The organism is Pseudomonas sp. 1D4 (genome assembly GCF_001728925.1).
GTDB lineage: Bacteria > Pseudomonadota > Gammaproteobacteria > Pseudomonadales > Pseudomonadaceae > Metapseudomonas > Metapseudomonas otitidis.
Window position 1 is genome coordinate 65,697 of the sequence record NZ_LXJQ01000015.1, and the last position, 12,717, is coordinate 78,413.

Below are 12,717 nucleotides of genomic sequence, written 5' to 3' on the forward strand. Positions count from 1 at the left end.
AAACATGGCCCGCCCCCTGCCTCGCGCCGCCGCAAACCCGGCAACAGCCTGTTGCCGGGCTGTTGCTCCAGTAAAAGCCCTCAGGCCCGCTTGTTCAGCAACCGCGCCAGGCGGTCGCCGCCGAACTGGATCAGGGTCACCAGCAGCACCAGCACGATGATCACCGTGAGCATGATCTGCGTGTCGAAGCGCTGGTAGCCGTAGCGGTACGCCAGGTCTCCGAGCCCGCCCGCGCCGATGGCGCCGGCCATGGCGGATGAGTTGATCATGCTCACCAGGGTGATGGTGAAGCCGCCGACGATGCCCGGCCGCGCCTCCGGCAGCAGCACGTTCCAGATGATGTGACGACGCTGACAGCCCATCGCCTGGGCCGCTTCCACCAGGCCGAAGTCCACCTCGCGCAGGCTCACCTCGGCGATGCGCGCGAAGAACGGCGTGGCGGCGATGGTCAGCGGCACCACCGCGGCCCAGACGCCGTAGCTGGTGCCGGCGATCAGCCGGGTGAAGGGGATCAGCGCCACCATCAGGATCAGGAAGGGCACCGAACGCAGCACGTTCACCACGCTGCCCAGGGTGCGGTTGAGCACACGCGCCTCGAAGATCCCGCCCGGCCCTGTGGTCACCAGCACCAAGGCCAGCGGAATGCCCACCAGCAGCACGATCAGCGACGAGGCGCCGATCATCAGCAGGGTGTCCAGCAGCCCGGTCCAGAGCCGATCAAGCATGGGCGACATAGCCGCGCACCTCCACCTTGTCTGCCAGTTGATGGGCGCGCTCCAGCACCTGCGTACTGCCCAGCCCGGCCAGGCCGACCCGCACCAGCAGGTGCCCCTGCGGACGTCCCTGGATGCGGTCGATGCCGCCATGCAACAGGCTCACCCGCGCGCCCAGGCCCTGGGCAATGGCCAGCAGGTCCGGCTCGCGGCCGCTGGCTCCCGTGAAGTACAGGTCCAGCAGCAGGTCGCCGCCGGGCACCGGTTCGTTGGCCAGGTGCCCTTGCAGGTCGTCCGGCAGTTCATGACGCAGGGGGCCCAGCAGGGTGCGGGTGACCGCGTGCTGCGGGTCGCCGAACACCCGCCAGACCTCGCCCTGCTCCACCACCCGGCCGCGCTCCAGCACCACCACGCGGTCGCAGATCTCGCGGATCACCCCCATCTCATGGGTGATCAGCACGATGGTCAGGCCCAGGCGCTTGTTGATGTCGCGCAGCAGCGCCAGGATCGACTGGGTGCTTTCCGGGTCCAGCGCCGAGGTGGCTTCGTCACAGAGCAGGATCTCCGGCTGGTGCACCAGCGCGCGGGCGATGCCGACGCGCTGCTTCTGCCCACCGGACAGCTGCGCCGGGTAGGCGTCGCGCTTCTCCGCCAGGCCCACCAGGGCCAGCAGCTCGGCGACCTTGCGCTCGATGTCGGCCTTGGCCACGCCCGCCACCTTCAGCGGCAGGGCAACGTTCTGCCAGACGGTCTTGGCCGACATCAGGTTGAAGTGCTGGAAGATCATGCCGACGCGACGGCGCAGCAGCACCAGCTGCTTCTCGTCGAAGGTGCCGATGTCTTCTTCGTCTATCACCACATGGCCCACCGAGGGCTTCTCCAGGCGGTTGAGGGTGCGGATCAGCGACGACTTGCCAGCGCCGCTGCGGCCGATGATGCCGAATACCTCGCCCCGGCGGATCTCCAGGTCGATGCCCTGCAGCGCCTGCACCGGCCCCGGGTTGCCCGGGTAGGCCTTGCCCAATCCCTGCAGCCGGATGTGCGGCAGGTCCAGACGGATGTTGCGATTGAAACTGACCATGTGGGCCTCTCGAAAATCTGTTTAAAGCCCGAAAACAGGAGCCCTGGGAATCAGTAGCCCGGGCTTCAGCCCGGGAATGATCCACGCCGCTCCCGGGCTGAAGCCCGGGCTACGCGCTCCCACCAGAACCCACCCCTCGACCAAACCGCACGGCGAACCTCCGTAGGGGCGAATTCATTCGCCAGGCAGCCCGCAGGGCTGCTCCTCGGACCCGCTGGGGCAGCGCTGCTGCCCTTGGGCGAATGAATTCGCCCCTACAAAGATCAGCAGCGCCAGGGTGGCCTTCTTCATCTGTGGGAGCGGATTCATCCGCGATGCAGACCGAAGGGCTGCCCTGCCGGGGTCACCCTGGGCGCGCCGCGCGCTCATTTCGCGAATGAATTCGCTCCCACGCCTATCCCAGGGGCGTCACTGCCAGCCGGGCTGGTACAAATTCCCGTGTGCCTTATCCAACGCCGCGCGCACCTGCGGCGAGTGCTGGTACACCTCGACGAACTTCGCCAGGCGGCCGTCGTCCTGGTAATCCCCACGGGTGACGAACTGGATGACGTACTCCTTGTTCTCGATGCCGTCGAAGAGCAGCGCGCTGTTGGGGTCGAGGGTGCCGGCCAGGCGGATGTAGTGCGGGTAGCCCTGGGCCAGGTCGACGTCGTCCAGGGCGCGTACCAATTGCACGGCCTCCAGCTCGATGATGCCGATGTGCTTGGGGTTCTCGACGATGTCGTCCAGGGTCGCCTTGTAGCCCACGCCTTCCTTGAGCTTCAGCAGGCCGGCCTTCTGCAGCAACTGCAGGCCGCGACCGCCGTTGATGGGGTCGTTGGCGATGGCCACCTTGGCGCCTTCCGGCAGGTCGGCGATGGCCTTGTACTTCTTCGAGTAGAGGCCGACGTTGTTGATGATCCCGGGGGCGAAGGCTTTCAGCTTGAAACCACCCTCCTTGCTGGCGTTCTTCAGGAAGGGCGTGTGCTGGAAGTAGTTGGCGTCGATGTCGCCGTTGGCCAGGGTGATGTTCGGCGTGTTCCAGTCGGTGAACTCCACCAGCTCGACCTTGAGGCCCTGCTTGGCCGCCTCCTCCACCGCCACTTCCAGGGGCGGGGCGAAGGCGGCGGTGGTGCCGAGCTTGAGGGGCTGGTCGGTGGCCTGGGCGATGCCGCTGGCCAGAAGCAGGCCGAGGGCCAGGGTCTTGAGGGTGTGCTTGGGCATGGTTTCTATCCGTGGGTAATGGGTTCAGGTCGTGGGAGCGAATTCATTCGCGATGGAAGGCGCAGCCTTCCCCTGGGAGTCCGGGATCGCCCCTTCGGGCCGATTCGCGAATGAATTCGCTCCCACACGGGCTCCACGATGGTCCGCCGGCAACTGATCCCCCGCGCCAAACACCTTGTGGCGCAAGGTGCCGTCGGCATAGGCGGTCTTGTAGGCGCCACGGGCCTGGAGTTCGGGAATCACCAGGTCGATGAAGTCGGCGTAGCTCTCCGGGGTCACGATGCGGGTCAGGTTGAAGCCGTCCAGCCCGGTCTCGTCGACCCAGTCCAACAGCTCGTCGGCCACCTGGGTCGGCGAGCCCACCAGCAGGACGTAGCGGCCACCCAGGGCGTGCTGCTCCAGCAGGTCGCGGCGGGTCAGGCTGTTGTCACGCAGCTTGCTGGCAGCGGACTCGATGGCGTTGGTCTTCATGTAGGGAATCGGCTCGTCCAGCGCAAAGCCGGCGAAGTCGATGCCGGTGGAGCTGGCGAAGTGGGCGACGCCTGCCTCGGCACTGGCATGAGCCAGGTACTCGGCGTGCTTGGCGCGGGCCTCGGCCTCGGTAGGCGCGACGATCACGCTGATGCCCATGAACACCTTCACCGCCTGCGGATTACGGCCGGCGGCCACGGCAGCGGCACGCACCTTGTCCACCTGGGCACGGGTCGCGGCCTTGTTGTTGCCGCTGATGAACACGCACTCGGCATGCTCGCCGGCAAAGCGCAGGCCGCGCGCCGAGGAGCCGGCCTGGAACAGCAGCGGCGTGCGCTGCGGCGAGGGTTCGCAGAGGTGGTAACCCTCCACATCGAAGAACTCGCCGTGGTGCACCACCTTGTGCACCTTGTCCGGCTGGGCGTAGACCCGGCGCTGGCGGTCGTTGACCACCGCCCCGGCTTCCCAACTGCCTTGCCACAGCTTGTAGAGCACCTCCAGGTACTCGTCGGCCTGGTCGTAGCGGCGGTCGTGCTCCACCTGCTGGCTGCGGCCCATGGCACGGGCCCCGCTCTCCAGGTAGCCGGTGACGATGTTCCAGCCCACGCGCCCCTCGCTCAGGTGGTCCAGGGTGCTCATGCGCCGGGCGAACAGGTACGGCGGCTCGTAGCTGAGGTTGGCGGTGACACCGAAGCCCAGGTGGCGGGTCGCCCCGGCCATGGCAGAGACCAGCAGCAGCGGATCGTTGACCGGCAACTGGATGCTCTCCTTCAGGGTCAGGTCGACATTGCCCTGGTAGACGTCGTAGACGCCGACGATGTCCGCCAGGAATAGCCCGTCGAACAGCCCGCGCTCCAGCAACTGCGCCAGCTCCGTCCAGTAGGAGAGCCTGCGGTAGTCCGTGGAGCGGTCGCGCGGGTGGGTCCACAGGCCGTGGTTGATGTGCCCCACGCAGTTCATGTTGAAGGCGTTGAGGAGGATCTGCTTGCGCGCCATCAGATCGTCCCCCGGCGCGGCGGCAGCACGCCATTGAGGTAGTAATTGCCCACCGCGTGGTACTTCCAGCGCACCGGGTCGTGCAGGGTGTGCACCCGGGCGTTGCGCCAGTGGCGGTCGAGGTTGTGCTCGGCGAGGCTGGCGCGGGTACCGGCCAGCTCGAACAGCTTGCTGCCGGCGCTGAGCGCGATCTCGGTGGTCAGCGCACGGGCCTCGGCCACCCCCAGGGACGCAGCGGCCACGCTGTCGGCGGTGGGCTCGGCGCTGGCGGTGTCCAGCAGCCGGCCGGCGCGGTCGAGGATGGCCTCGGCGGCGTGCAGGCGGATGGCCAGGTGGCCGAAGGCGTGGATCAGCAACGGGTCGTCGCTGGCCTTGTCGACCCCGGCGTCGATCCACGGCCGCGAACGGGTGCGGACGAAGGCCAGCGCATCCTCGTAGGCGGCGCGGGCGATGCCGACGTCGATGGCCGCATGGAGGATCTGGGCTAAAGGCCCGACCGTGGTCGGGCGCTCGAAGGCGGCCTGGAAGGACACCAGGTCCTCGGCCGCCACCGGCACGTCGTCGAACACCACCGAGCCGCTGCCAGTGGTGCGCTGGCCAAAGCCCGACCAGTCGTCGATCACCGTCAGCCCCGGCGCGTTGCGTTCGGCAAAGGCCAGGTACTGGTGGCCATCCTCGGCCACCACCAGGGTCGGCACGCGGTGGGCGTAGAGGGCGCCGGTGCAGTAGAACTTGCGGCCACGGATGCGGTAGCCCTCGCCGTCCCGCACCAGTTGGGTGGTGCGGTCGTTGGCGGTGCGGGTGCCGATCTCCGCCAGGGCGTTGCCGAAACGCTCGCCGGCCAGTGCAGCGGAGAACAGGCGGCGCTGCTGTTCGGGGCTGCCGTTCACCCGCAACACTTCCAGGGCATAGAAGTGGTTTTGCGGGATCTGCCCGAGGGAACTGTCGGCCGCGCTGATCAGCGCGATGACCCGCGCCAGGGTGACGCGGGACACCCCGGCCCCGCCGAACTCGCGGGGCACGCTGATGCCCCAGAGGCCGGTGCGGCTGAACAGCTCCAGTTCGTCCAGGGGCAGGCGGCGCTCGCGGTCGCGCTCGGCAGCGCCGGGCCGGAACAGGTCGGCCACCTGGCGCGCCACCTCCAGGGCTTCGGCGTCGTCACGGATGATTGCCACGGGGGCGTGTGGGTGGAGATGGGCAATGGTCATGGCGCCTCCTCAGATCCAGGAATGGCGGGCCGGAAAGGCGCCGTTCAGGTGGTAGTTGCCGACGGCGTGGACCTTCCAGCGCACCGGGTCGTGGAGGGTGTGCACCCGGGCATTGCGCCAGTGCCGGTCGAGACCGAACTCGGCGAGGGTGGCGCGGCTGCCAGCCAGCTCGAACAGCTTCTCGCTGGCCAGCAGGCTGATCTCGGTGGTCAGCACCTTGGCCTCGGCCACGGCGATGGAGGCGCGAGCAGCGGCCACGGCGTCGATGGGCGCGGCGGCCACTTCATCGAGCACCTGGCCGGCGCGCTCCAGCAGCGCGTTGGCGGCGTTCAGCTCGGTCTTCAGGCGGCCGATCTCGGCAATGGTGTACAGCTCCTCGCTGGCACGCTCGACGCCGGCGTCGACCCAGGGCCGCGAGCGCTCGCGGATGAAGGTGATGGCGTCCTCGATGGCCGCCTCGGCGATGCCGGCGTCGATGGCCGCCTGGATCAGCTGCGACAGCGCGCCCTGGATGCTCGGCACCTCGGCCAGGCGGCTGTTGTGGAACACCAGGTCGTCCGCCACCGGTACGCGGTCCAGCAGCACGGTGCCGCTGGCGGTGGTGCGCTGGCCGAAGCCGGACCAGTCGTCGACGATGGCGAGCCCCGGTGCGCCCCGCTCCACCAGGGCCAGCACGCCGGTGCCGCTGTCATCCAGGGCCTTGACCGCCACCCAGTGGGCGAACAGCGCGCCGGTGGAATAGAACTTCTCGCCGCTCAGCTCCAGGCCGGCATCGCCCCGGGTGATGCGCGCCTGGATCTCCAGGGTGTGCCTGGTATTGCGCTCGGGTCCGGCATTGGCCAGGCGACGCCCTGCGAGGATGCCGGCGAACACCTGGCGCTTCTGCGCTTCATTGCCGACGTTTTCGATCACGCTGAGCAGGCCGAACTGGTTCTGCGGGATCTGCCCCAGTGCCGGGTCGGCTGCACAGAGGATGCGGAACACCTCGGCGAGCGTCACATGGGAAACCTCGGCCCCCCCATAGGCGCGGGGGATGCGAATACCCCCCAGGCCCAGACGGGTGAAGAGTTCCACTTCGGGCCAGGGCAACTGGCGGTGGCGGTCACGCTGGGCGGCGCCAGCCCGGGCCTGCCTGGCCACTTCGTGGGCGGCGTGCAGGGCCTGGGTGTCGTTCTCGATCAGCGCCGCCGGGAGTAGCGGAGGCGCCTGGTCACGCGGGTCCTTGGGTTCGGAGGGGTGGGTCATGGGTCCGTTCTCGATCATTCCTGTTGCGTCGCGAGCAGCCTCGTACGCTTGCGAACAGATCGATTGCACAACCCGTTCCTGAAAAATATTCTTTATTAATCAGTTAGTTATTTAACGAGAACACCTGTTGGAATCTGCACAGCAGGGCAAATTGCTGAACATCTGTTGCTCCAGCAACAGTTCAGCCCTGCAAGCGCCGGGCAGCCTCCTGGATCTGCTGGCGGACCCAGCGCCGCAACGGGTCGCTGGCCGTGCGCTGGTGCCAGATCTGCATCACCTCCACCTTCGGCAGGGCCAGCGCCTCCGGCAGCGCATGCAGGCACAACGACGGGTCGCGGGCCACCGCGTCCTCGGCCACCGAGCGCAGGCAGGTCAGCAGCAGGTCGGTGCCGGGCAACAGCCGGGGCGGCGCCAGGAAGCTGGAGAGCCCCGCCGCCACCCGCCGCTGGCGACCGAGTGCGGCCAGGGCCTGGTCGACCCGCCCGGCCAGGTCGCCGGTGAGGGTGGTGAGCAGGTGTTCGCAGGCGACGAAGGCGTCGAGGTCAAGCCCCTTGGCCAGGTGCGGGTTGTCGCGCCAGGCCAGCACCACGAAGTCCTCACTGAGCAGGCGCTGTTGGTGGAAGGTGTCCGGCAGGTCGGCATAGAACCCGGCGATGGCCAGGTCGCAGGTGCCCTTCTCCAGCTCCTCGCGGGGGAGCAGGCCACGGGTGTTGTGGGTCACCAGCACCAGGTTGGGTGCCTCGCGGCGCAGCACCGGCAACAGCTCGGGCAGCAGCGTCTGCTCCATATAGTCGGTGCTGTAGAGGTGGATGCGCTCGGCGCGCTGGAGGAAGTCCTGGCCGTCGCTGTGCTCGTAGAAGGCCTCCAGTTCCGCCACCAGGCACTGGATGCGCGGTGCCAACTCATGGGCCCGAGGCGTCGGCGTCAGCCCGCGCGGCGCGCGCACGAACAGCGGGTCACCCAACTGGTGGCGCAGCTTGTTCAGCTTGTGGCTCAGGGCAGGCTGGCTGAGGGCCATGCGCTCGGCCGCCACCGAGGCGTTGCGCTCCTGGTAGAGCACATGGAAGACCAGCAGCAGGTTCAGGTCCTTGTTGGCGATATTCACTTTTTGGATACCAGCAATAAGAGCTTTCGAATTTTCGAATCCTACGCCCTCTCCTAGGATGGTCGCCAACCTGAAACGACGCCCCCTCGGGCGGGAGACTGCACATGAAAAAGATCCTGATGGTCCTCACCTCCCACGACCGCCTCGGCGACACCGGCCTGGCCACCGGCTTCTGGCTGGAAGAGTTCGCCGCGCCCTACTACCACTTTCTCGATGCCGGCATGGCCCTGACCCTGGCCTCGCCCAAGGGCGGCCAGCCGCCGCTGGACCCGAAGAGCCACGACGAGAGCGCCCAGACCGACGCCACCCGCCGCTTCGCCGCCGACCCGGCCGCCCGCCAGGCCCTGGCCGGCACCCTGCCTCTGGAAACCGTGCGCGCCGACGACTACGACGCGCTGTTCTACCCCGGCGGCCACGGCCCGCTCTGGGACCTAACCGAAGACGCCCGCTCCATCGCCCTGATCGAAGCCTTCCTGGCCCAGGGCAAGCCGGTGGCCGCGGTGTGCCACGCGCCCGCCGTGCTGCGCCATGTGAAGGCGGCCGACGGCCAGCCGCTGGTGCGTGGCAAACAGGTGACCGGCTTCAGCAACAGCGAAGAAGCCGCCGTGCAGCTCACCGAGGTGGTGCCCTTCCTGGTCGAGGACATGCTGCGCGACCATGGCGGCCTCTACAGCCGTGCCGACGACTGGCACAGCCATGTGGCGGTGGACGGCCTGCTGGTGACCGGACAGAACCCGGCCTCGTCCGATGCCACAGCAGACGCCCTGCTGAAACTGCTGTGAATCCATCGGGGAGGCACCGCGCCTCCCCCTTTCGAGGAAACGCCATGAGCATCGCCCTGTTCGCCACCCTGAGCCCCCTGCCGAAGCACCGCGAGGTCGTCCTGCAGGCCCTGGAAGCCCTGGTGCAAGGCACCCGCAACGAGCCCGGGAACCTGCGCTACGACCTCTACGCCGGGGATGACGGCAGCCTGCAGCTCTACGAGCTGTACCGCGACCAGGCTGCCATCGACGCCCACCGCGCCAGCCCGCACTACCAGGCCTTCCGCGAAGCCGCCGTGGCCGGTGGCTGGATGGCCGCCCCCACCCAGGTGGTGCAGGCCGTACCGGTTAACGTCGCCAAGGGTTGATCGGGCAACCCGGCGCGCCTTATTTGCTGCTGATCAGCCGGTAGCGCGCCAGGTCCTTCGGTTCGAGGACCCGCATCTGGCGCGGGTCGATGCGCTGCATATCGTCCAGCAGGCTGTCGGGAATGCCCATCTCGCGGAAATAGGCCGAGGCGTTGTAGCGCACGCCCTGGTACAGCGCCGCATCCCGCGAGGCGTCACCGTGGGCGTAATACGGCCGGTGCAACCCCACCGAACCGCGCACGGCCTTGTTGCGGCCGGCCGCCAGCAGATAGACGCAGGTTCCCTGGCACAGGCCGGTGGACGGCACCAGGGTATCGAAGCCGGTTTCGCGCACCAGCCGCCCCATGCGAATCGCCTCGGGCACACTGCCGCCGATGCTGTCCAGCATCAGCACCTTGCGTGCGAAGTGGCCGGGGTTGCTCAGCACGCCCTTCATCAGCGCGTCATAGTCACCCGGCGCAATCTCCTCCGACACCTTGGCCACCAACATGCGACCGATGGTCGGGTGCTGCACCGCCTCCACCTCCACCCGCGCCTCGGCCTGCAGCACGAACAGGCCGATACACAGTGCAACAAGGTGGGACAGCGGGCGGGTCATGGGCAAATGTCCTGAAAAAAACAGAAGGTGCGGAAGATACCTGCCGCCAAGGCCGGGCGGAAGCATCCAGCCTCCGCACTGTGCGCCAGTGGTATGGCGCCGCTGTGTTTTCAGGCGAACCGTTGCGCCGGATCGTGAGTCCAACCCAGCGGACCCGACAGGAGACCACCATGGACACCACGCCCCACACCCTCGCCACCCTGTTCGAACAACTCGGGCTGGACGCCAGTCGGCCGGCCATCGAGGCCTTCATCGCAGGCCATCGCCTGGAGAAGGGTCGGAAGATCCATGAAGCGCCGTTCTGGAACGAGGCCCAGCGGGATTTCCTGCGCAGCGCCCTCGGCCAGGATGCGGACTGGGCAGTGAAGGTGGATGAGCTGGCCGTGCGCCTCAGCGCCTAGCGCCGGGATCATCGATGGGGCTGATGGCGACCATCAGCCCCTTTCAGTTCTGCGCCTGGGAGCGCAGCAGCATCATGCCTCGGGTCGGGCACCTGCCACGCTGAAACGAGGATCGAGCCATGTCCTTCCCCCATGCCTGCAGCGACAACAGCTACCTGGTCACCCACGTGACCCAGGACGAGTTCCGCCTGCACTTCGAGACCGAAGTGGCGCTGTGCCGTGAGGACGGCACCTTCGAGATGCTCCAGGTGAGCACGCCCGTCGCCGAGCGTCGCGCATTGCGCCAACTGATACGCGGCGAGGCGGCCTGATAGGGCCACCTCGCCGTCGGGTCAGGCCTTGACCTGGGTGGGGAACGGCAGCTTGCGCAGGCGCACGCCGGTGGCGGCGTAGAGCGCATTGGCCACTGCCGGCGCCAGGGGTGGCACCCCCGGCTCGCCGACGCCGGTGGGCTTCTCCGCGGAGGGCAGGATGTGCACCTCCACCACCGGCATCTCGTTCATCCGCAGCACCTGGTAGTCGTGGAAGTTGGATTGCTCCACGCGCCCTTCCTTCAGGGTGATGGCGCCGTGCAGGGCAGCCGCCAGTCCGAAGCCGATGCCGCCCTCCATCTGCGCCTTGATCACGTCCGGGTTGATGGCCAGGCCGCAATCCACTGCGCAGACCACCCGATCCACCCGGAAGCTGCCATCAGCCATGACCGTCACCTCCGCCACCTGGGCCACGTAGCTGCCGAAGGATTCGTGCACGGCAATTCCACGGCCACGCTTCTCGCCCTCCGCGCCCGGTTTGAGCGGCTTGGACCAGCCGGCCTTGTCGGCGACCAGTTCCAGCACGCCCCGGTGACGCGGGTGCTTCTCCAGCAGCCCGTGGCGGAAGGCATACGGGTCCTTGCCGGCGGTGGTGGCGGCTTCGTCCACCAGCACTTCAGCGGCGAAACCGGTGTGGGTGTGGCCCACCGAGCGCCACCACTGCACGGGGACGCCGATGTCGCTGGGGGTGCTCAGCTCCACCTGCAGATTGGGGACGGCGTAGGACAGGTTGGCGAGGCCCTCCACCGAGGTCTGGTCGACGCCGTCCTTGATCATCACCGCTTCGAAGCCGGTGCCCTTGATGATGGATTGCCCGACGATGCGGTGGTGCCAAGCGGTCAGCCGGCCTTCGGCATCCAGCGCAAGGCGTGCGCGGTGCAGGTAGGCCGGGCGGTAGTAGCCGCCACGGGTGTCGTCCTCACGGGTCCAGACCAGCTTGACCGGTGCCTTCACGCCCTTGTCCCAGGCGGCCTTGGCGATGGCCACGGCTTCCAGCGGGTAGTCCGACACCGGGTTGGCGCGGCGACCGAAGCTGCCGCCGGCGTAGAGCTGGGTGATGGTGACCTTCTCCGGGGCGATGCCGAGAAGGCGTGCCACCGAGGCCTGGTCACCGGTCTGCCACTGCTCGCCGTTCCACAGTTCGCAGGCGCCTTCGGAGAGGCGCACCAGGCAGTTCATCGGCTCCATGGCCGAGTGGGCCAGGTAGGGGAATTCGAACTCCGCCTCGATGCGCTGGTGGGCCTTGGCGAGGACCGGCTCCACGTCGCCTTGGCGGGTGGCGACGGTGCCCGGCTGGGCGGCGGCGTCACGGTAGCGGGCGAAGATTTCCTCGCTGCCAAGGGTGAAGGCACGCTGCTCGTCCCACTCCACCGTCAGGGCATCCCGGCCGCTGCGGGCAGCCCAGGTGTTGTGCGCCAGCACGGCGACGCCGGCACGGCCGTGGGGCAGGTCGCGGAATTCCACCACCTCCACCACGCCCGGCACGGCCTTGGCGCGGGTGGCGTCGACCTTGGCCGGCACCGCACCGAAGCGCGGCGGGTAGGCCACCACGGCCACCAGCATGCCGGGCAGCTTGAAATCCTGGGTGAACACGGCGCGGCCGTCGGTCTTGTCGGGGCTGTCCTTGCGCGGCACGGCCTGGCCGATGAGGCGGAAGTCCTTCGGCTCCTTGAGGGTGACGCTGGCCGGCACGCTTTCACGGGCAGCGGCCTCGGCCAGTTCGCCGAAGCCGGCCTTGCGACCGCTGGCGGCATGGCTGATGACGCCCTGCTCGACGCGCAGGGAATCAGCCGGCACCTGCCATTGCCGCGCGGCGGCGGCCACCAGCATGGCGCGGGCGGTGGCACCGGCCTTGCGCATCTGCTCGTAGGCATTGGCGATGGAGCTGCTGCCGCCGGTGCCCTGGAACGGCCCGAAGGCCAGGTTGTTGTAGCGCTTGGCGTCGGCAGGCGCGCCCTCCACCACGACCCGGCTCCAGTCCGCGTCCAGCTCTTCGGCCACCAGGGTGGCGAGGCCGGTGTAGGCACCCTGCCCCATCTCCACGTGCTTGGCGATCACCGTCACCTGGCCGCTGCGGTCGATGCGCACGAAGGCATTGGGTTCGAAGCTGCCGTTGCCGGCCAGCAGTTCGGCGGCGTCCAGCAGGGGCGAGAACAGCACCCCCAGGGCCAGCCCGCCACTGCCGCGCAGGAAGGTGCGGCGGCTGACGTTGAAGATGCCGGTCTCCGGCGCTGCGTCCTGCTCGAAGGTGCTCAT

At 68.3% G+C, this 12,717-nt stretch carries 13 protein-coding genes; 4 read left to right on the forward strand and 9 right to left on the reverse strand.

Annotated features, from left to right (window positions below):
* Positions 1-80: 80 nt before the first annotated feature.
* From A7D27_RS10325 to A7D27_RS10355, 7 genes are all read right to left on the reverse strand, one after another.
* Positions 81-734 (reverse strand): methionine ABC transporter permease, encoded by a 654-nt coding sequence (locus A7D27_RS10325; RefSeq protein ID WP_069564804.1) that lies wholly within the window; start codon positions 732-734, stop codon positions 81-83.
* Positions 718-1,794, reverse strand: a complete 1,077-nt coding sequence (locus A7D27_RS10330) for a methionine ABC transporter ATP-binding protein (protein ID WP_069564805.1) — start codon at positions 1,792-1,794, stop codon at positions 718-720. The genes A7D27_RS10325 and A7D27_RS10330 overlap by 17 nt, the downstream gene beginning before the upstream one ends.
* 408 nt (positions 1,795-2,202) lie before the next feature.
* Positions 2,203-2,997 carry a MetQ/NlpA family ABC transporter substrate-binding protein gene (locus A7D27_RS10335; protein WP_069564806.1) on the reverse strand — a complete coding sequence of 265 codons (795 nt, stop codon included), beginning with the start codon at positions 2,995-2,997 and terminating at the stop codon, positions 2,203-2,205.
* A 24-nt stretch (positions 2,998-3,021) separates the two neighbouring features.
* On the reverse strand, positions 3,022-4,464 hold the full coding sequence (locus A7D27_RS10340; RefSeq protein ID WP_069564807.1) for an LLM class flavin-dependent oxidoreductase: 1,443 nt from the start codon (positions 4,462-4,464) through the stop codon (positions 3,022-3,024).
* On the reverse strand, positions 4,464-5,672 hold the full coding sequence (locus A7D27_RS10345) for an SfnB family sulfur acquisition oxidoreductase (RefSeq protein WP_069564808.1): 1,209 nt from the start codon (positions 5,670-5,672) through the stop codon (positions 4,464-4,466). Before A7D27_RS10345 ends, A7D27_RS10340 begins: the two co-directional genes overlap by 1 nt.
* A gap of 9 nt (positions 5,673-5,681) precedes the next feature.
* On the reverse strand, positions 5,682-6,917 hold the full coding sequence (locus tag A7D27_RS10350; RefSeq protein WP_069564809.1) for an SfnB family sulfur acquisition oxidoreductase: 1,236 nt from the start codon (positions 6,915-6,917) through the stop codon (positions 5,682-5,684).
* A gap of 181 nt (positions 6,918-7,098) precedes the next feature.
* Positions 7,099-8,022 carry a LysR family transcriptional regulator gene (locus tag A7D27_RS10355; protein ID WP_069561096.1) on the reverse strand — a complete coding sequence of 308 codons (924 nt, stop codon included), beginning with the start codon at positions 8,020-8,022 and terminating at the stop codon, positions 7,099-7,101.
* A 104-nt stretch (positions 8,023-8,126) separates the two neighbouring features.
* Here A7D27_RS10355 and A7D27_RS10360 point away from each other — a divergent pair, with 104 nt between their 5' ends.
* Together A7D27_RS10360 and A7D27_RS10365 are read left to right on the forward strand one after the other, a co-directional pair.
* Entirely contained in the window at positions 8,127-8,804 is a 678-nt protein-coding gene (locus A7D27_RS10360; protein WP_069564810.1) for a type 1 glutamine amidotransferase domain-containing protein, read from the forward strand.
* A 44-nt stretch (positions 8,805-8,848) separates the two neighbouring features.
* A complete protein-coding gene (locus A7D27_RS10365; RefSeq protein ID WP_069564811.1) occupies positions 8,849-9,151 on the forward strand; it encodes a putative quinol monooxygenase in 303 nt (100 codons plus the stop codon).
* A 19-nt stretch (positions 9,152-9,170) separates the two neighbouring features.
* On the opposite strand, the gene A7D27_RS10370 is transcribed toward A7D27_RS10365, so the two are convergent.
* Positions 9,171-9,749, reverse strand: coding sequence for a hypothetical protein (locus A7D27_RS10370; protein ID WP_069564812.1), 579 nt, complete (start codon positions 9,747-9,749; stop codon positions 9,171-9,173).
* 170 nt (positions 9,750-9,919) lie between these two features.
* Between A7D27_RS10370 and A7D27_RS10375 the strand changes: the two genes are divergently transcribed.
* Both A7D27_RS10375 and ptrC read left to right on the forward strand, forming a co-directional pair.
* Positions 9,920-10,150 (forward strand): DUF2789 domain-containing protein, encoded by a 231-nt coding sequence (locus tag A7D27_RS10375; RefSeq protein ID WP_069561099.1) that lies wholly within the window; start codon positions 9,920-9,922, stop codon positions 10,148-10,150.
* A 119-nt stretch (positions 10,151-10,269) separates the two neighbouring features.
* Positions 10,270-10,461 (forward strand): type III secretion system co-regulatory protein PtrC, encoded by a 192-nt coding sequence (gene ptrC / locus A7D27_RS10380; protein WP_069561100.1) that lies wholly within the window; start codon positions 10,270-10,272, stop codon positions 10,459-10,461.
* A gap of 21 nt (positions 10,462-10,482) precedes the next feature.
* Here the strand turns inward: ptrC and A7D27_RS10385 are convergent, their stop codons facing one another.
* Positions 10,483-12,717 carry a xanthine dehydrogenase family protein molybdopterin-binding subunit gene (locus A7D27_RS10385; RefSeq protein WP_069564813.1) on the reverse strand — a complete coding sequence of 745 codons (2,235 nt, stop codon included), beginning with the start codon at positions 12,715-12,717 and terminating at the stop codon, positions 10,483-10,485.